At 40.0% G+C, this 18,211-nt stretch carries 21 protein-coding genes; 6 read left to right on the top strand and 15 right to left on the bottom strand.

The genetic code is table 11. The annotated features are described in order from the left end of the window. Positions 1–4: 4 nt before the first annotated feature. Positions 5–1,048 carry a DHH family phosphoesterase gene (locus WMO37_RS01625; protein WP_349154151.1) on the bottom strand — a complete coding sequence of 348 codons (1,044 nt, stop codon included), beginning with the start codon at positions 1,046–1,048 and terminating at the stop codon, positions 5–7. A 156-nt stretch (positions 1,049–1,204) separates the two neighbouring features. On the opposite strand from WMO37_RS01625, the gene WMO37_RS01620 reads away from it, so the two are divergent. The 6 genes from WMO37_RS01620 to WMO37_RS01595 all read left to right on the top strand — a co-directional run bounded on the left by WMO37_RS01620 (position 1,205) and on the right by WMO37_RS01595 (position 6,741). Then, positions 1,205–1,963 (top strand): ABC transporter ATP-binding protein, encoded by a 759-nt coding sequence (locus WMO37_RS01620; protein WP_227089612.1) that lies wholly within the window; start codon positions 1,205–1,207, stop codon positions 1,961–1,963. After that, positions 1,963–2,742, top strand: a complete 780-nt coding sequence (locus tag WMO37_RS01615) for an ABC transporter permease (protein WP_349154150.1) — start codon at positions 1,963–1,965, stop codon at positions 2,740–2,742. The genes WMO37_RS01620 and WMO37_RS01615 overlap by 1 nt, the downstream gene beginning before the upstream one ends. A 33-nt stretch (positions 2,743–2,775) precedes the next feature. Continuing rightward, positions 2,776–3,273, top strand: coding sequence for a DUF5721 family protein (locus WMO37_RS01610; protein WP_022433242.1), 498 nt, complete (start codon positions 2,776–2,778; stop codon positions 3,271–3,273). 182 nt (positions 3,274–3,455) lie between these two features. Then, positions 3,456–5,450 (top strand): molecular chaperone HtpG, encoded by a 1,995-nt coding sequence (gene htpG / locus WMO37_RS01605; RefSeq protein ID WP_022433241.1) that lies wholly within the window; start codon positions 3,456–3,458, stop codon positions 5,448–5,450. Positions 5,451–5,633: 183 nt separating this feature from the next. Further along, entirely contained in the window at positions 5,634–6,251 is a 618-nt protein-coding gene (gene lepB / locus WMO37_RS01600) for a signal peptidase I (protein ID WP_436970246.1), read from the top strand. 178 nt (positions 6,252–6,429) lie between these two features. After that, positions 6,430–6,741, top strand: coding sequence for a DUF1540 domain-containing protein (locus WMO37_RS01595; RefSeq protein ID WP_227089609.1), 312 nt, complete (start codon positions 6,430–6,432; stop codon positions 6,739–6,741). Between the two features lie 271 nt (positions 6,742–7,012). Here WMO37_RS01595 and WMO37_RS01590 read toward each other — a convergent pair whose 3' ends face one another. From WMO37_RS01590 to WMO37_RS01525, 14 genes are all read right to left on the bottom strand, one after another. Beyond that, positions 7,013–7,993 (bottom strand): DUF3878 family protein, encoded by a 981-nt coding sequence (locus tag WMO37_RS01590; RefSeq protein WP_349154149.1) that lies wholly within the window; start codon positions 7,991–7,993, stop codon positions 7,013–7,015. Between the two features lie 30 nt (positions 7,994–8,023). Further along, positions 8,024–8,710, bottom strand: a complete 687-nt coding sequence (locus tag WMO37_RS01585; RefSeq protein WP_349154148.1) for a TMEM165/GDT1 family protein — start codon at positions 8,708–8,710, stop codon at positions 8,024–8,026. A gap of 16 nt (positions 8,711–8,726) precedes the next feature. Continuing rightward, the gene (locus WMO37_RS01580; RefSeq protein ID WP_349154147.1) at positions 8,727–9,728 is read right to left on the bottom strand and encodes a calcium/sodium antiporter; all 1,002 of its coding nucleotides are present in this window, start codon (positions 9,726–9,728) and stop codon (positions 8,727–8,729) included. 318 nt (positions 9,729–10,046) lie between these two features. Continuing rightward, on the bottom strand, positions 10,047–10,457 hold the full coding sequence (locus WMO37_RS01575) for a peptide deformylase (protein WP_349154146.1): 411 nt from the start codon (positions 10,455–10,457) through the stop codon (positions 10,047–10,049). Between the two features lie 78 nt (positions 10,458–10,535). Continuing rightward, a complete protein-coding gene (locus tag WMO37_RS01570) occupies positions 10,536–11,075 on the bottom strand; it encodes a nitroreductase family protein (RefSeq protein ID WP_227089606.1) in 540 nt (179 codons plus the stop codon). 14 nt (positions 11,076–11,089) lie between these two features. Then, on the bottom strand, positions 11,090–11,308 hold the full coding sequence (locus WMO37_RS01565) for an aspartate dehydrogenase (protein ID WP_347996703.1): 219 nt from the start codon (positions 11,306–11,308) through the stop codon (positions 11,090–11,092). Between the two features lie 43 nt (positions 11,309–11,351). Further along, entirely contained in the window at positions 11,352–11,591 is a 240-nt protein-coding gene (locus WMO37_RS01560; protein ID WP_349154145.1) for an alpha/beta hydrolase family protein, read from the bottom strand. Beyond that, positions 11,546–12,040: an alpha/beta hydrolase fold domain-containing protein gene (locus WMO37_RS01555; protein WP_349154144.1), complete on the bottom strand. Its 495-nt coding sequence runs from the start codon at positions 12,038–12,040 to the stop codon at positions 11,546–11,548. Before WMO37_RS01555 ends, WMO37_RS01560 begins: the two co-directional genes overlap by 46 nt. A gap of 397 nt (positions 12,041–12,437) precedes the next feature. After that, entirely contained in the window at positions 12,438–14,126 is a 1,689-nt protein-coding gene (locus WMO37_RS01550; protein ID WP_349154143.1) for an ATP-dependent nuclease, read from the bottom strand. Positions 14,127–14,361: 235 nt separating this feature from the next. Next, complete coding sequence (locus WMO37_RS01545; protein ID WP_349154142.1) at positions 14,362–15,207, bottom strand: SDR family oxidoreductase; 846 nt, start codon at positions 15,205–15,207, stop codon at positions 14,362–14,364. 111 nt (positions 15,208–15,318) lie between these two features. Next, positions 15,319–16,368, bottom strand: a complete 1,050-nt coding sequence (locus tag WMO37_RS01540) for a mannonate dehydratase (protein ID WP_349154141.1) — start codon at positions 16,366–16,368, stop codon at positions 15,319–15,321. A 147-nt stretch (positions 16,369–16,515) separates the two neighbouring features. Further along, complete coding sequence (gene efp, locus WMO37_RS01535; protein ID WP_022433225.1) at positions 16,516–17,073, bottom strand: elongation factor P; 558 nt, start codon at positions 17,071–17,073, stop codon at positions 16,516–16,518. 112 nt (positions 17,074–17,185) lie between these two features. Next, entirely contained in the window at positions 17,186–17,632 is a 447-nt protein-coding gene (gene aroQ / locus WMO37_RS01530; protein WP_227089599.1) for a type II 3-dehydroquinate dehydratase, read from the bottom strand. Next, the gene (locus tag WMO37_RS01525; protein ID WP_227089598.1) at positions 17,629–18,126 is read right to left on the bottom strand and encodes a shikimate kinase; all 498 of its coding nucleotides are present in this window, start codon (positions 18,124–18,126) and stop codon (positions 17,629–17,631) included. The genes aroQ and WMO37_RS01525 overlap by 4 nt, the downstream gene beginning before the upstream one ends. Between the last annotated feature and the right edge of the window lie 85 nt (positions 18,127–18,211).

The following is an 18,211-nucleotide window of genomic DNA, read 5'->3' as shown; positions in this document are numbered from 1 at the left end:
TATTTTACCCATTTTCAATTTTTTGAAGAAATCTTTTCTTCATTTCTTTTAAAAGTCCCTCAGCCCTTTGTTCAACCGGCTGATTTTCCACTGAAACGGCATGATTGATATCTGTACTGCTGCTATTGGCATCACTGTTCTGTGGTATATTCCCGAATGGAATAAATCCACCTGCCATATGCTCATGCCCGCCGCCGTTTCCAATGCCTTTTAATGCTTCATTAGTAAGCTTACCCGCATTGCACCACGGCGCACTGCTTCTCACTGACAGCTTTATGCCATCCTCCCGGTAAGACGATACAATAACCACATCGACTTCATCCAGCGCCAATATAAAATCCGAAATGGATGCTGTCAGTGCCTCATGGCAGTCTACACCGGTATTGGCAAAGCAGACACGGTTCACATTTTCAATCGTATCTATTGCATTGGCATAGGCGCGCAAATCCTTCATGTGCAGGACACTCGTATCCAGCTTTTGCAAAAGTGCATGCTCCGCTAACGGAAAGAGCCGGTAAAACATTTCCAGATCCAGCGGACTCACCCCTCTTGTCATATTGGCAGTATCCACCTTTATTCCGTATAACAGTGCCGTAGCCGTGCGTTTATCAACCGGTATCCCACTTTCCATAAAGTATCCGGCGATAATAGATGCACACGCACCAACCTCCACACGGATATCCGAATAACGATAATCCTGATTTTCATAGGTCGGATGATGGTCAATGCAGAGAATTTCGTTGCCCTGCATATCTATGACATTCGCGTTGCCCTTTTGGGAATCCACCAGAATAATCTCGGATTCTGCGGACATATCCGTAATTTCCTCCTGCTCAACAATGTCAATTGCAAGCAGCTGTGCCATCTTTGCCGTAATCGTATCGTCAATTCTTCCTTTATAACAAATCGTTGTCCCAATTCCCTTTTTTTCAAGCAGTACCTTTAACCCGTATGCACTTGCAATCGCATCGGGGTCCGGGAAGTTATGTGTCTGTATAAAAATGTGTTTATCATGAATACATTCTAAAATGTGTTCCAAATGCTGCATATTTTATCCCTCATATTTCTCTTTATTTTATGCGTTCTATCGTAAATATGATTTTCCTTATATAGTATATCTATTCTTTGCGCGATTTGCAATTGCATTTGACACCGTATGCCCTATTTTACCATAAAATATATCAAAAGGATTGGAGGCTGCTTTATGAATCCAGTTTTAACCCTTGACCATGTATCTTATTCATACCATACGCCCTCCGGGGAAACACCTGCATTAAAAGATGTTTCTTTTTCTGTCCGGCCCGGCAGCTTCACCTCGATTGCCGGTCCTTCCGGCTGCGGAAAATCCACACTGCTTTCCTTAATTGCCGGATTAATCGCACCCGAAAAGGGCTGTATCCGCTTTTATAAAAGTGATGCAATGCCTGCCGCTGCCCGGATTGGCTATATGCTCCAGCACGATACTCTTTTAGAGTGGCGTACCATTTATAAAAATATTCTGCTTGGTCTTGAAGTAACCCACCAGTGTACGGAACAGAAAAAAAGACTTGCCGCCGATATGATGCATGACTACGGACTTGCTTCCTTTAAAAATGCCCATCCTTCTGAGCTTTCCGGCGGCATGCGCCAGCGGGCGGCACTGATCCGCACCCTTGTTTTAGAACCGGACATTCTGCTTTTAGACGAACCGTTTTCCGCATTGGATTATCAGACAAGACTGGAAGTAAGCGACGATATTTTCCGCATTATCAAGGAACAGGAAAAAACGGCACTTTTAGTCACGCATGACATTTCCGAAGCGATTGCCATGGGTGAACAGGTGATTGTTTTATCCAGCCGTCCTGCCGGTATCAAAAATGTTTTTGACATTCACCTCTCCGTGGATAAGCGCACACCGTTTTCCTCACGGACTGCCCCTGAATTTTCTGCTTATTTTCATCAAATCTGGAAGGAGTTGTCATAATGTCTGCCATTCAAATGCATTATCTTAAACAAATGAAACGGTTAAAATACAAAATTACTTTGGCAAGGATTCTGCTTTTTGCCGGTTTTATCACACTTTGGGAAGTGGCTGCATACGCAGGCTGGATTGATGATTTTATTTTCAGCAGTCCGTCCCGCATTATAAAAACCCTGTTTGCAATGATTTCTGACGGCAGTATTTTTTACCACACTGCCGTTACCGTAGCCGAAACCGGTATCAGTTTTGCACTAATTGTACTGCTCGGTGTCGGCACTGCCATTTTACTCTGGAGCAGCAAAACGATATCTGCCGTATTAGAACCGTATCTTGTGCTGCTGAACAGCCTTCCAAAATCTGCCCTTGCGCCTATGATTATCGTGTGGCTCGGCAATAATGCCAAAGCCATTATTGTCACCGCCATTTCCGTCGGCGTATTCGGAACAATTTTAAATATTTACACCAGCTTTACAGAAACCGATTCCGACAAAATCCTGCTGATTCAGACTTTGGGCGGCTCAAGAAAAAACATTTTAACCAAAGTCGTCCTGCCCGCTTCATTAAAGACAATTATCAGCAACATGAAGGTCAACATCGGTCTGTCGCTTGTGGGTGTGATTATCGGTGAATTTCTCGCTGCCAAAGCCGGACTTGGCTACTTAATTATTTACGGCAGCCAGGTTTTTAAAATGGACTGGGTCGCAATGTCTATCGTCATTTTGTGTATCCTGTCCGTGATTCTTTTTAAAATCGTTGACTTCATTGAAAAAATTGTTTTATAATAGTTAAAATACAATATCAAAAACGGAGGAATTATGCTCTCACTTACTATAAAAGATACGAAAAATTTTATGTCACAGCTTCTTATTAAAGAAGCATTTGACGGGCTGTTTTTATCCGAAGCCGTGATAAAAACAGCCAATTCCTATACCATCAGCGGTGAACTCAACAAAGATTTCTTTTCCGAAGAAGAATGGAATGAACTTCCCGAAAAGTCCTATTCGCGATGGTCTTCTGTCAAGCCATTCTGCTTCCGGCTCATCAAAGGCAGTAAGGTCCCTTCCTATATGAAAATGGTCTTTCTGCTCCCGCCGGAACAGGTTACAAAGCTGCTGTCCGACAATCAGACTGCACTGACACCCGATGACATTAACGGACTGTTTTTAAATATCAAATATCAGGACGGTGCCGTTTCCGTCGTTACCGGCACGTCTATCAAAGTTTTTTCACTTGATAAAACCCTTGAACACAGCTTTGATGCCTTTGCAAAGGACTTTTTATTTTCCCATGGCATGGACTTTGAAGAAGTCTGAACCCGCCAGTTCATGATTTTTTTAGAATTAGCGCAAATGCACTGATTTTGCGGGCTTCCACTATTCTTATTAGCACTCAAAATGAATGAGTGCTAATTTCTTCTTGACTTTCCATTTTGCTTGTATTAAATTACATCTTAACAGATTATTTTATGAATGAAATGAAAAGAGGTAATGATACAATGGCAAATGAACATGGTAATTTATCAATTAACAGTCAGAATATTTTCCCAATCATTAAAAAATGGATGTATTCCGACCACGATATTTTTTACAGAGAATTAATTTCAAACGGCTGTGATGCCATTACTAAATTAAAGAAGCTGGATTTAATCGGCGAATATGAAGCACCGGACGATATTGAATATAAGATTCAGGTCAAGGTAAGCCCTGAAAAGAAGACAATTCAGATTATTGATAACGGTATCGGTATGACAAAGGAAGAAGTCAACGAATATATCAATCAGATCGCTTTTTCCGGCGCAGAAGCATTTCTTGAAAAATACAAGGATAAGACCAACGAAGACCAGATCATCGGTCACTTCGGTCTTGGCTTCTACTCTGCTTTCATGGTTGCCGACAAGGTAACGATTGATACGCTTTCTTTCAAGGACGGCGCTTCTGCTGTTCACTGGGAATGTGACGGCGGCACGGAATATGATATGCAGGATACCACTAAGGAAGAACCGGGTACTGCTATCACTTTATATCTGAACGAAGACAGCTATGAATTTGCAAACGAATACAAGGCACGCGAAGTCATCGAAAAGTACTGCTCATTTATGCCAATTCCGATTTTCCTTGAAAATGAAGATGCCGGCGAGCAGACCGAGGAAATCCCGGAAGAAGAAGTAACAGAAAAAGATAAGGTGCTTGATACCTTTATCAAAGATGCCGTTACCGAAGAAGTGGAAAAAGAAGACGGTACAAAAGAAACCGTTGAAAAAGTTCCCGCAAAGAAAATGGCAAAAATCGTAAAACGCCCTGTTGCATTAAACGATATTCATCCGCTTTGGACAAAGCATCCAAACGAATGTACCGATGAGGAATACAAGGAATTTTACCGCACTGTATTTAAGGATTACAAGGAACCGCTGTTCTGGATTCATCTGAATATGGATTACCCGTTTAACTTAAAAGGTATCCTCTACTTCCCGAAAATCAATACGGAGTATGAAAGCATCGAAGGTACTATTAAGCTGTACAACAATCAGGTATTCGTTGCCGATAATATCAAAGAGGTCATTCCTGAATTCTTACTGCTGTTAAAGGGTGTTATTGACTGCCCTGACCTGCCATTAAATGTATCCAGAAGTGCCTTACAGAATGACGGTTTTGTTAAAAAGATTTCAGAATACATTACAAAGAAGGTCGGCGATAAGCTGTCCGGCATGTATAAGACCGACAAGGAAAATTACGAAAAATACTGGGATGACATCAACCCATTTATTAAATTCGGCTGCTTAAAGGACGAAAAATTCTATGAAAAGATGAAGGATTTCATCATTTTCAAGAACTTAGACGGCAAGTACCTTACACTTCAGGAATGTCTGGACGAAAACAAGGAACACCACGAAAATACAGTCTTCTACGTTACAGATGAAACCGAACAGAGCCAGTATATCAATATGTTTAAGGAAGAAGGCATTGACGCTGTTATCCTGACACACAATATTGACCAGCCGTTTGTTACACACTTGGAGGGCAAGAACGAAAACTTAAAATTCCAGCGTATAGATGCAGACCTTTCTGACAGCTTTAAGGAAGAAACAAGCGAAGACGAATTAAAAGAGCTTACAGAAACACTTTCCGATGTCTTTAAGAAGGCTTTAAACAACGATAAGTTAAATATCAAGGTCGAAAAGCTCAAAAACGCTTCTATTTCTTCCATGATTACGCTCTCCGAACAGGACAGACGTATGCAGGATATGATGAAGATGTACAATATGTACGGCATGGATCCGTCTATGTTCGGTGCAAACGGACAGACACTCGTATTAAATGCCAACAATGATCTGGTTAAATATATCGTTGACCATAAAGACGGTGAGAACACTCCTGTTTTCTGTGAACAGCTCTACGACTTAGCATTACTGAGCCACGCACCGCTGACACCGGAGCAGATGACAAACTTCATCGCAAGAAGCAACAAAATTATGGAACTGCTTGCCAAATAATATATTTTGAAGTATTATTATAGGTAATCAGGTAAATTGCCGCATTCGGATTTTCCCGATGCGGCAGTTTTTCTGTAATCCATTGCAATTGAGGAGGAAAATATGTCATCATACGATAATAGATACAATGACATCGATGACGAACCGGATTTTGATTACGTCAATGATGATTACGGCTTTGATATGGACGATGATAAAGAACCGTCTGCCCGTACTTCTACCGGAGCTTCCAAAAATCACAAAAAGAAAAAGGCTTCAAAACCGGTAACAATCTGGTCAGAAATTTTCAGTTATATTAAAATTTTAGCTGCTGCTGTGATTATTGCATTTGTATTTACACAGTATATTATTGTCAACGCAGAAGTTCCTACCGGTTCTATGAAAAATACAATTATGGAGCATGACCGTTTAATCGGTTTTCGTCTTGCCTATTTATTTGATGAGCCGGAACGCGGCGATGTCGTGATTTTTAAGTATCCTGATAATGAAGAACAAAATTATGTCAAAAGAATTATCGGCACACCCGGTGATGTTGTCCAGATTAAAAGCGGACATGTTTATGTAAACGGTGAAGAACTTTCAGAAGACTATTTAAAAGAACCGATGGCAGAATCTGAAACGGAAGAAACGTATGTTGTCCCGGAAGGCCACTATTTTATGATGGGCGACAACCGCAACTCCTCTCTTGATTCGCGCTACTGGAAAAACACTTACGTTGCGAAAGATAAGATTCTTGCCAAAGTCATTTTCCGGTATTACGACGGTTTCAACGGAAAAATTGATTTTAGCCTGATTCATTAAACGGCTTTACGCGATAAATTTTAAAAATTACATAAGAATGAAAAAATATGCATTCAATTGTTGAATTATCACTTTTGATTTGCATATTTTTTTATTGCTCCGGCCATACTAATTCATGCAACGCAAAAACAAAATGCAAAACAAAATGCAAAACAAAATGCAAAACAAGGAGGATTGTATGGCTCAATTAGATTGTAATGTTAAAAGCTGCTGCCACAATGAGGATAACTGCTGCTGTTTAAGTTCTATCGAGGTGAATGGCTCTAATGCCTGCAACTGTGAAGACACCTGCTGCGGAAGTTATTTCGAGGACAAGTCCGGTGAGAAAAACAGCGCCCAGACACCGCATGTTTCCTTATCAATTGCATGTCAGGCAACCAACTGCATGTATAACGATGATAAGGTCTGTCACGCTGACCATGTCGATATTTCCGGTATCCGCGCAACAGCCGCTCACGAAACCGTCTGCGCAACTTTTCAGGAAAAGTAGGAAAATATCTGCAAAATGTAGATTTATATGAGGGGAATTTTTTATGAAGAATTTTTTTATGGTGGGCTTTGGCATATGTTATGTATGTTTTAAAATTTTTGCATTAAATCGCAAAGCCGGACACACCGTTTAAAAGAGCAGGCAGCTATCCGATATTGTTTTGATAAATGATATCGGACAGTCTGCCTCTATACGCTGTGATAGCTGTTGTAATTCTATATTTAACGCAGGTGCTGCATACATCACATACGGCAGAAACCCGCAGACATTGTTATTCGAATGTATAAATCTCACACTTCCGGTTCACCAGTCCATTTTTAAAGACCAGCACATGCTCCTTATATGTGATTGAATCCTTGGCATACATAAACGGTTCTTCCCTGTAAAGCAGACACGCCTGTCCTTTTTGTAAAAATGAATTCATGGCATTTTCTGCTTTCTGATGAACCTTTTTATAATGCTGTTTCTCCTGCTCTTTAAAGGTTCTTTGCGGATAGCCTGCCGAAATTGCTCTCATATCCGCAATGATTTTATCCACGAACCGACTGTGTGCCTTTTTATGAAACATTCTGGCAAGCACATTACACTGAAAAGCCGTCGGTTTTCTTTGATAATGTTCAAGCTTTACAGACATCTTCTTATCGCCGACATTCTCTGCTGTTTCAATCAGATACCGGACTGCTTCCGGATAAACAGAATCCGGATATGGCACATAATACTGCTCCGGCACCGACCTGAATTTCTTAATCGGCGGGAAGTCCGCAAGCTGCATAAAAATCAATTCCTGCTCTGTGCAAAAATCTTTTCCCAGATAACGATACTTATCCCGGATATCCGCGAACTGATATTCCAGCTGGCGCAAATACTCATATCCTTTCACCCAGAAATGTCCCATGCAGCCGTAATCAAAACAGGTTGTCTGCATATGCAGATTGGTAAAACGGATTGTAAACCGGTTCTCTCCGCTCTGATTGACTATCAGCATATATCCGTTATCATCATGGACAATACTTGCCGTCTGTTCACATTCAAGCTCTTTGTATGAGCCGGTCATGACAGATTGTTCAAAAACAAAATAGCTTTCAACCGCATCATTCATCAGATAGGCGGCATAAATATCTTTTTTGCCTTCCATGTGAATCGGTTCAAATACACTCAGTTCAAAAACCTGAGCCAGCTTAAAAAATTCTTCCGGCATATCTTTTGTCAATCCGTCCAGACAATTCTTATACTGTTCTATGTTATCCGTCATCTTTTCTCTCCCGGTTTGCTGCTCATTCATTTACTTTGCCTTCTTCTCTCTCCGTATAAAAAGACAGACACATAAAACGGCAAAAACCACTGTTGCAGCTATCAGCACCGGCCATACAGGGATTGGACAGACACTTGCCCCTATAAGTTTCAGTCCCTGATAGAGAGTATATACCCCAAATACAGAGAATATTACGAATGCAAGTGTATTGAGCAGTCCGTCCGGAGTCTTGCTCTTTAAAAGGTAGCCGACTAACATACCAAGAATATCTGCTGCGAAAAGTCCGAGTGAACAGCCAATCCACACAATAAACGCTGCGCTCATCCCTTCATTTGCACCAAAGGTTATAGCCGTAAGCTGTGTCTTATCACCAAGTTCTGCTACAAAAAATGTACAGAAAACCGCAAGCGGTGCAAACTTAATTTTTGTTTTGCCCCCTTCTTCTTCCTCATCGTCATCATCACCGGCAATCGTTGATGTGGCAAAATAAAGAAATGCAAGTGCTGCAATTGTCTTTATGAGCCAGTCCGGAATAAATTCACTGATCAGCCCGCCTGCAAGAACTGCCAGACCGTTTAATACAAGAATTGCGGCAGCTGTTCCTAATATAATATCTCTTAACTTATATTTAGAAGTAAGCGCAATAAGCATCAGCTGGGTTTTATCTCCCATTTCCGCTATAAATTCAGTAAAAAATACTTTTAAAAATAGCAGCATTTGTATGCTATCTCCTTTATCTTATTATGATGTAAACTGCATATGCTGCGTAAAATGCAACCATGCAGATTCCTTCGACTCTTCCGATTTTCTTTTTTGTCCCTGCAAATATCCATACACACACCGTAAATACAATCAGCACGCATAAATCAATAATATTTTCCGTGATGATGCTCACCGGGCTGATTGCCGAAGCAATGCCAAGTACCATAAGGATGTTAAATACATTTGAACCAATCGCATTTCCAAGCGCCATATCGACTTCATCCTTTTTGGCAGCAACGATTGAGGTTACAAGTTCAGGAAGGGATGTTCCTATTGAAACGATTGTAAGTCCAATCAGTGTCTGGCTCATTCCCAGATCACCGGCTATTCTCGCCGCAGCATCAACGGTTATATCACCGCCGACCGCAATGGCCGCCGCACCGCCAACGATGAAAAGAATACTAAGCGGCACTGAAATCAGTTTGATGTCTTCATCTAAACCGCCCTCTATCTCAACTTTCCTGCCTTCCCTGCTTGCTTTTAATGCAATTTTAATCATATAAAAAATATAGCCTGCAAAGAATCCCAATAATATTACGCCGTCAAGATGTCCGAGTGTCATGCCGGATTTGTCGCCCAGTCCGATAATTCCTAAAAGCATTAAAAGCGCTGCACATATGAGTGAAAGCGGAATATCCCGTTTTATGGTTTCTTTTGCAACATTGACTGTTGCCAATACTGCACACACACCAATTACAACCATCAGGTTAAATATATTGGAACCGACTACATTACTGACCGCAAGCTCATTATTGCCTATAAGTGATGCTGATACACTAACCGCTGTTTCCGGAAGTGATGTTCCCATTGCGACAATTGTAAGTCCGATAATGATAGACGGAACATGCAGTCTTTTTGCTACACTTGAACTTCCCTCTACGAAAAAGTCCGCTCCTTTAATCAGCAGTACAAAGCCTATTACGAGAAATGCAAGTACAAGCGCAAATGGGGCATTGTTAATAAATTTTTCCATATTTTCCTCCTTTTTTCCATAACCGTGTGCCAGCCGAAATCTCTGCTCTTATAAGTATATCCGGCAGATAAAAAAAGACTCATGTATATCAATGCCCGCCCGTATATAACACATAAGCTGTTCACCGATATACATGAGTCTCATTATTTAAGATTTGCCAGATTATACTCTTTAATATAATCAGGATGTTGACAAATCACACTTTCGCGCTAACTACTCCCTCATGGAATATTAAGTTACCTGATAAAGATTATCAAATACATTGAGGTTTGTCAATAAAAATTCGACATTTTTCGCACAAACTATTTTTCCCCAATGTTATATCACCACTCCATTGCAGTGATCAATTTCATGTTGAATTATCTGTGCCGTAAATCCGCTATACTTTCCATGCTGCGGTTTAAAGCTGCTGTCAAGGTAATCCACCTCTATTTCTTCATATCTCACACAGGCTCTGACTCCATCCAGCGATAAACAGCCTTCTTCCGTCTTATACTCGCCGGACTTTTGGGTTATAACGGGATTTACCATTGCAAACTGGAACGGACCTGCCGCCACTACAATGACTGATTTATTCACGCCTATCATATTGGCTGCCATTCCGACACATATTTCCCTGTTGGCTCTTAACGTATCAATCAAATCCGTCACAACCTGTTTGTCTGCTTCTGTCGCAGGCTGTGCTTTTCTTGCAAATATATGTTTCCCTTTTACAATTTTTTGAACCATATTTCTACCTTCTATTCCTTACATTTCTTTAAATTTTTTGACCTATCACGACTTTCATTACCAAAAGAACAGGCACTTTTAATAAAACTTCGCTATCTCCGAAACGCTCTTTCTTTTAGGCATCTGCACGTCCTTTGCACCATATCCGACCGCAATCACAGATACTACCTGCTCATTTTCCGGCACATCAAGGAAATTTCTTATTGCTTCACCGTCACGAATTCCCATAATCAGTGTATCAAGCCCCAGTTCTTTCGCTTTAAGCACGAAATTTTCATTTTGCAGACCAAGGTCATAGTAGCCCCAGCCATTGCCACATTCATTAACCGGCTCACCGGATAATCTGTCAAATCCAACGCAGCCTTTTACAAATGTTGCTACAACAAGTGCCGCTCCCTCGGCATTCTTCTGATTAAATTCCGGCAGACACTTCTGTCTGAATTCTTCAATTTTTTCATCTGATAAAATGCAGTAATATCTTGATGTCTGTAAATTCTTCCATGAAGGAGCCAGTATCGCCGCATTGATAATTGTTTCAACCTGCTCCTTTGTAACCTTTTTTGCCGCATCGTAATTTCTCATACTTCTTCTGTTATTTAATACATTTTGTAATTCCATAATGTTCTCCATTTCTAATACTCTTTATCAATACTGCCTTCTATTCCATAAATTTTCTTAAATCTTTCGATATCTGCCGCCGTTTTCACAAGCATAATATCTTCTATCTTTCCGGTATGAATATCCTTAAACCCAGCCACCTGCTCACCTGTGCATATACTGGTTTTAATTACAGGTTTCATACGCTCTTTATCATATGAATACGTTTTTGCTTTCTTTTTAAATAAACCCATATGCTTTATCACTCACATTCTATGTACATTTTTGTCCCAGAAACTAAGAAGCCGATACTATCCGCTGTAAAAATGCTTCCATAATATCTAAAACTTTATCGCTGAAAAATTCACTTCCGCCGTGGTCCGCACCTTCTAGCATATATAACTGTACCTCTTTATGATATTTCTTTAACGCCTCATACACAACCACACTGACTTTTGGATGAATAGTACGGTCTTTTGTTCCGTGAAACATTAATACCGGCGGCAGTGAAACATTTTCACTGATATTACACTCCACCGACATTTTCCTGCAAAGTTCAGGATTATGGTGCAAATATCTCCGCCAACATACATCTGATTCACATCTGCCTTGTATTCTTTAGCGTGCAGCTTTACATATCTTATCGCATTTCTTGTATCTACAGCCTGTGCCGGAAAAGGCGCAATCCCGGAATGACGATACCCAACAACCGCAATCACATAGCCCCTTTCTGACAGCCTTGCAAGCAGTCCAAACTTTGCATTAATATTCTGCTTCATCCATGCCGAACCCTGCACATACACGATACAAGGATATGTTTCATCACTTTCTTTAGTGTTTCTCGTCTGCGGTGTGATAATCTGCAAATGCAGTGTCGTGCCATCTATATGCGCATATTCCACATTTGAATGTTTCTTTAATGCCTCTATCGGTATTTTCTTTATCTGCGCATGTTCATTATATGTATCAGAAAACGGTTCTATCAATTCAGCTTTTCCCATAACCTGTATGCTTTTCAGACTGCCAAATCCATCATACTTATCGTAAATGGCAAGACATACATTTTCGTTTTTCTCCAGACCGATAAATTTCTGTCCGCCTTTTCAAATTGCTCATGTGTCATAAAAACGCCTCCATTTCCCAGCAATTTTATCCTATATTATTAAAAATTTCTATATATATTATTGTAAGCTGTTTTGTTTAAATTTGCAATCTGGCTCTGCATATTAAAACGCCAGACGATCCGCATTAAATACAAAATCAATTCCTAACTGCTTATGAACTCTTTTTCCTAAGATATAAAAAAAGTTACTCTGACAAATAATCATCAGAATAACTTTCTCTTATTATTTAGTAAACTGGAAATTAAAATTTACTATATTCTTAATCAAATTCCCAAATTTCTGTCATTGGCACATCATTTTCGTTGCAATAATCAATTCCTAATTTTTTATAATCAGAAACATTTGTAATCTCTCGTTCATATTTTTCACTTAATGACCCGTTTGCAATTTTCTCAAGTTCATCACGTACATTCCTTCTTTCTTCTTTTTGTAATTCAAGAATTGCATTATATGGTTTATCCCCTGATTGTAAATATCCAAAAAATTGTCTTTCAAAATCTGGGATATTCACTATAACTTTGCCATTTAAACCCTTATTAGCCTCCTCAATTATTTTTTCATTAATTGTCCACATTGAATTTTTTATAAATTTACCATCTCTTTTGGATTTAGGTGTATCTAAATCATGAACAGCAATATATTCCACTCCAAAATGATTCAGTATTTTTTCAAACATTGGAATATTCGCTTTTCCCCTGCAATTTATTATCGTTACCCTTTCTTCCTTTACCTGAGAAAATGTCACTTGTTCTGTATCCCCTTCAACTAATATAACTTTATTAGCAAAGAAAAATTCATTTATTGTCGGGTGACAATTTCTTATCATCTGAAGACGTTCTCTTTCTTTATCTGAAAACTGTGCTTTCTCTGTCGAGAAAATTTTTGTTGCCCCCTCATTTTTTTCAACGCGAATAATTGTTGTATGTGGTTTTGAAACATCAATAAAAATAGGGGAGTGTGTAGTAATCATTACCTGCCAATTATCCAATTCCGCAATTTTATACAAAGCCTCTCTTGCTAAACGTACAGCTGGTGGATGTAAAAATGATTCTGGTTCTTCAACCAATAACATTTTAGGCTTTTCGCTCTCTATTGTACTTCTGCCAGATTTCATTTTCCCCGTATCTGCCAATGCCTCTATTGCAGACCACAAAAAAGCTCTCTGTAGTCCACTTCCCTGATTTGCTAAAGGATAATATTTTCCATCATTCCCAGCTACATTCAGATGAGTTCCTGTCGCTAATATTTTATCAACCTCTATTTTGTCAGCTTGTGGTGCTATATCTACATTATGTTCCGGAAATACTTCATTTAAGTTTTTTTGTAATCTGCTTGTTGTTTTATTCAATTCTTCAGCTATTTGTTTCTTTACCTCATTAGCTAAATCATTAACCTGATCCAATAATTTTGCTACTTTTGATTGATCATTTTTTACATTTTCCTTTACTGCCGATGTTAATAATTCGACAATCTTATTTTCTAACTGAATCGAATCATCAAACGGACTTATTTTTAATGGAACCGGTATACAACTGGCAATTTTGGAATCCCAGCCTCCCATTCCACCTTTTTCCCACTTACCTTCTTTATCATACCATGAATATTTTTCGCCTTTTACTCCACTTTTCTCCCATCTCCATTTGTATTTAATAACATCTTGTTTATCATTATTCTTATAAATCCATTTTTCACCTATCTGCTGCTTATCTTCATTTGTAATTTCACCAAACACCCCTGCTATTTCTACCGGATTATTTTCATTATTTTGATAAAAATCATCAATTTTTAATATTGTACCTGAATTTGCAAACATTTCATATGCTCTTATTGATGTTGTTTTTCCAACATTATTAGGTCCGATTAAAACAACAATGTCATCAATTTTAATTGTAATTCCATTTTCATCTATACAACCAAAATTTTTAATTTGAAGTTCTATTAATTTCATCTTTTACCTCCGTTCTTTACTCCATTTACCATGTCTGCTTTTGTTTAAACCTATTTTTACTATACCCCTTTTTAATCCCCCTCTAAATTTTGCTGCCGAATCCTATATTTTCCATACTTAAATTCTTAATTTTACCTATTTTTACCTTTTTAACCATAAAATCCTGCAATTTAACATTTCATTTAAAAAGGACAGGCACTTCTGCACCTGTCCTCCAATCCAGAAATCTTAAATTTTATACCCCCGAATATGCCGAAAACCCTGCATCTATCGGCAGTACAACGCCGGTAACGGCGCTTGCCGCACGGTCATCACACAAAAAGAATACGCCGCCTAACAGCTCATTGCTTTCTACAAACCGCCCTGCCGGCGTTCCCGCTAAAATCTTTTGTGAACGGGCTGTCGGCTGTCCGTTTTCGTCAAATAAAAGTGCGCGGTTCTGATTGGACACTAAAAATCCGGGCGCAATGGCATTGCAGCGGATTTTGCTTCCCGCAAAATGTGTGGCAAGCCACTGGGTAAAATTGCTGACCGCCGCTTTCGCGCCTGAATATGCCGGAATTTTGGTCAGCGGTATATACGCATTCATCGAAGAAATATTTAAAATATTTCCCGACTGCTTCTCTACCATATCCTGCGCAAAAATCTGTGTCGGAATCAACGTTCCCTGAAAATTCAGCCGGAATACAAAATCCACCCCTTCCGTATCCAAATCAAAAAACGTGGTCTGTCCTGCTTTGGCTTCATGCTGGTATTCATTATCGGTTGTTGCGCGCTTGTTATTGCCGCCTGCACCGTTAATGAGAATATCACATTTTCCCAAATCCTCTAAAATGCGGGCATGTACCGCTTTTACCTGCTCTGCTTCCAACACATTTGCCGCATATCCCTCACATACAAATCCTTCATTTTTTAATTCTTCTGCCAGTTTTTTTACCTTATCTTCATTTAAATCCAGTGCTGCTACTTTTGCGCCTGCCTGTGCAAATGCTCTTGCCATATCGCCGCACAGCACACCGCCCGCTCCCGTAACCACAACCACTTTTCCCGTAAAATCTGTTTTTAACGGCAATTCTAACACATTTTTCTCCCTTCCGGCTGTTTTATGATTTTTACCTTCTTTTTTTGTTATCCTGCACGTTTATTGCGTTTTTTATTACGGTTCTGTTATGCTTTTTGCTCTCTTTCCGCTCTACTTCTCTATCGTTCCACCGTTTGCCTCAATCAGTCCGTTTACATAGGCCGTTCCAAGCGCCCTGTCATACAGTCCGTACCCCGGCTTTCCTGTTTCGCCCCAGATCATTCTGCCGTGGTCCGGTCGGAAATATCCGGTATACCCTGTTTCTACAAGTGCCTTGACTATTTGATTCATATCCAGACTGCCCTCACGGCTTAAATGACCTGATTCTTCAAACGAAGTGTCCGGCAGAATTTTTACATTTCTTAAATGGATAAATGCGATACGGTTCATGGACGAATATTTACGCACCAGCGCCGGTACATCATTTCCCTTTGAACTGCCAAGAGAACCTGTACAAAAACACAAAGCATTGGACGGGCTGTCTACAATAGACAGATATCGGTCAATATTTTTTTCACCGGTAATCACACGCGGCAGTCCGAATATCGGATACGGCGGGTCGTCCGGGTGAAGTGCCATTACTACGCCACATTCCTCTGCCACGGAAATCACACGTTTCAGAAAATATTCAATATTCTGCCAAAGCCCTTCCTCACCCAGCTCGGAGTAGGCACGAATTAAATCACGGACTTCATTTTGCGTATAACTTGCATCCCAGCCCGGAAGATGAATGTCATCTTTTAACGGGTCCAGTCCTTTCATCTGCTCCCAGTACATAACAAGACTGGTTGAACCGTCCTCTGCCATTTTGTCAAGCTGTGTTCTTGTCCAGTCAAACACCGGCATAAAATTGTACGTAATACACTTAATTCCATACTTTGCACAACGGCGGACAGATTCGCAGTAATTTTGAATATGCTGCTCTCTTTCCGGTTTCCCAAGCTTTATTTCTTCAGTCACCGGAATGGACTCCACCACATCAAAAATCAACCCGTGTTCCCTGCATAATTCTGTCAGATGCCGGATACTTTCTTCCGGCCACACCTCGCCCGGTTTCACATCATATACTGCCGATACAATGGAACGCATGCCCGGAATCTGCCGGATATACTCCAGTTTTACCGGGTCGCTTTCCCCATACCAGCGAAATGAACTTTTCATAAATACATTTCTCCCTTCTGTCTGATCAACTACATACAGTATTGCCCATTTAAGAAGGATTATTACAAAAATAAAGGCAGTAAGCAGACCCGCCTAAACAACGGTTTTCTGCCTACTGCCTTTTTGTATTTATCATAGTAATAAATATTATACTCTTGAAAGATATTCTCCTGTACGGGTATCAATCTTAACGGTATCGCCCTGATTTACGAATAACGGAACTAAAATCTTAGCGCCTGTTTCAACGATAGCCGGCTTTGTAGCACCTGTTGCTGTATCACCCTTAACGCCCGGTTCAGACTCTGTGATAACAAGTTCTACAGTAATCGGCGGTTCGATAGCGAATACGTTGCCGTTATGTGAACATAACTTAACCATTTCATTTTCCTTAACGAACTTTAATGAATCACCAACATTCTCCTTGCTTAAAGCAATCTGATCATATGTTTCTGTATCCATGAAGTTGTATAAATCGCCGTCAGCATATAAATACTGATATTCTTTTCTTTCAATGTGTGCAAGTGTGAACTTTTCTGTCGGTCTGAAAGACTTTTCTACAACACCGCCACTCACGATATTCTTTAACTTTGTTCTAACAAATGCTGCACCTTTGCCCGGCTTTACGTGCTGGAACTCTATAATCTGCCAGATTGCATTATCCATTTCAAGTGTAATGCCATTTTTAAAATCTCCTGCTGTTACCATTCTTTGGTATACCTCCTATAATAATCAATAACTTATATAATTCTATAATAAATTGCCGGTTTTGGCAACCACTTTTTACTAAAAGTCATGCCATGCCGCAAAATGTTGCTTCTTACGCTTTCTTCTCTGCCATATCCTTAACCGCTTCAAGCGCATATAAATAGCCTTTCAGTCCCAGTCCTACAACCTGTCCGTTACATACCGGAACAGTCACGGAAGTATGACGAAATTCTTCTCTGGTATGCACATTGGAGATGTGGACTTCAATCTTTGGAATATCCGCAACCGAAGCCAGCGCATCGCGCACCGCATAGCTGTAATGTGTAAATGCGCCCGGATTAATGATAATGCCGTCTGCCTTTTCAAAATAAGCCTTCTGAATCCGGTCGATTAATCCGCCTTCATAATTGCTCTGGAATACTTCCACGTCAACGCCAAGCTCCTTTGCCTTTTCTTCAATCATTTTTACCAGCGTGTCGTAATCCTGATTGCCATAAATGCCTTTTTCACGGATTCCCAGAAAATTAATATTTGGTCCGTTTAATACTAATATCTTCATGCTTCCCTTTTCTCCTTTAAAATATTCTCATACATTTCATCAAAACTTCTGCCGTCCGTGTCAATAATCACCTCGGCAGCATCTAAATAATCCGAAAGCCGCATATCCATAAGGTGTGTAATCTTTTCACGGATATTGCCGCCTGCCAGCAATGGTCTTGTCGTATCTCCCGCAAGGCGCTTTGTCAGTTCCTCCACCGATGTCCGCAAATACACGACCGTACCCAGTTTTTTTAACAACTCCCTGTTTTCCGGCTTTAGCGGAAGTCCGCCGCCGACCGACACTACAGTATTGTGTCTGGACTTAATTAAATCTTTGACAATTTCTGTTTCCAGTTCCCTGAAATACGGCTCGCCGTTTTCACTGAAAATGTCATTGATACTTTTCTTTTCTTTTTCTACGATGAGCGCATCAGTGTCGCAAAAATCCATTTTTTTATTTTTTGCAATCCACGTACCGAATGTGGTTTTACCGCAGCCCATAAATCCTATCAATATAATATTGTCCAACATTTTTCTTAACTTTCTTATTCTGAATTTTCTGTTTTAACCTTTTAGTATAACCTGCCGTTTCCGGCCG

Source organism: Lachnospira intestinalis (assembly GCF_040095895.1).
Classification (GTDB): Bacteria; Bacillota; Clostridia; order Lachnospirales; family Lachnospiraceae; genus Lachnospira; species Lachnospira intestinalis.
The sequence above is the reverse complement of the archived record's forward strand: the minus strand, read 5'-3'. Positions and strand labels throughout refer to the sequence as shown.

Coding starts and splice junctions, on each gene's coding strand:
- WMO37_RS01625 (WP_349154151.1), bottom strand. CDS start 1,048: ATGCAGCATTTGGAACACATTTTAGAATGTATTCATGATAAACACATT.
- WMO37_RS01620 (WP_227089612.1), top strand. CDS start 1,205: ATGAATCCAGTTTTAACCCTTGACCATGTATCTTATTCATACCATACG.
- WMO37_RS01615 (WP_349154150.1), top strand. CDS start 1,963: ATGTCTGCCATTCAAATGCATTATCTTAAACAAATGAAACGGTTAAAA.
- WMO37_RS01610 (WP_022433242.1), top strand. CDS start 2,776: ATGCTCTCACTTACTATAAAAGATACGAAAAATTTTATGTCACAGCTT.
- htpG (WP_022433241.1), top strand. CDS start 3,456: ATGGCAAATGAACATGGTAATTTATCAATTAACAGTCAGAATATTTTC.
- lepB (WP_436970246.1), top strand. CDS start 5,634: ATGGACGATGATAAAGAACCGTCTGCCCGTACTTCTACCGGAGCTTCC.
- WMO37_RS01595 (WP_227089609.1), top strand. CDS start 6,430: ATGGCTCAATTAGATTGTAATGTTAAAAGCTGCTGCCACAATGAGGAT.
- WMO37_RS01590 (WP_349154149.1), bottom strand. CDS start 7,993: ATGACGGATAACATAGAACAGTATAAGAATTGTCTGGACGGATTGACA.
- WMO37_RS01585 (WP_349154148.1), bottom strand. CDS start 8,710: ATGCTGCTATTTTTAAAAGTATTTTTTACTGAATTTATAGCGGAAATG.
- WMO37_RS01580 (WP_349154147.1), bottom strand. CDS start 9,728: ATGGAAAAATTTATTAACAATGCCCCATTTGCGCTTGTACTTGCATTT.
- WMO37_RS01575 (WP_349154146.1), bottom strand. CDS start 10,457: ATGGTTCAAAAAATTGTAAAAGGGAAACATATATTTGCAAGAAAAGCA.
- WMO37_RS01570 (WP_227089606.1), bottom strand. CDS start 11,075: ATGGAATTACAAAATGTATTAAATAACAGAAGAAGTATGAGAAATTAC.
- WMO37_RS01565 (WP_347996703.1), bottom strand. CDS start 11,308: ATGGGTTTATTTAAAAAGAAAGCAAAAACGTATTCATATGATAAAGAG.
- WMO37_RS01550 (WP_349154143.1), bottom strand. CDS start 14,126: ATGAAATTAATAGAACTTCAAATTAAAAATTTTGGTTGTATAGATGAA.
- WMO37_RS01540 (WP_349154141.1), bottom strand. CDS start 16,368: ATGAAAAGTTCATTTCGCTGGTATGGGGAAAGCGACCCGGTAAAACTG.
- efp (WP_022433225.1), bottom strand. CDS start 17,073: ATGGTAACAGCAGGAGATTTTAAAAATGGCATTACACTTGAAATGGAT.
- aroQ (WP_227089599.1), bottom strand. CDS start 17,632: ATGAAGATATTAGTATTAAACGGACCAAATATTAATTTTCTGGGAATC.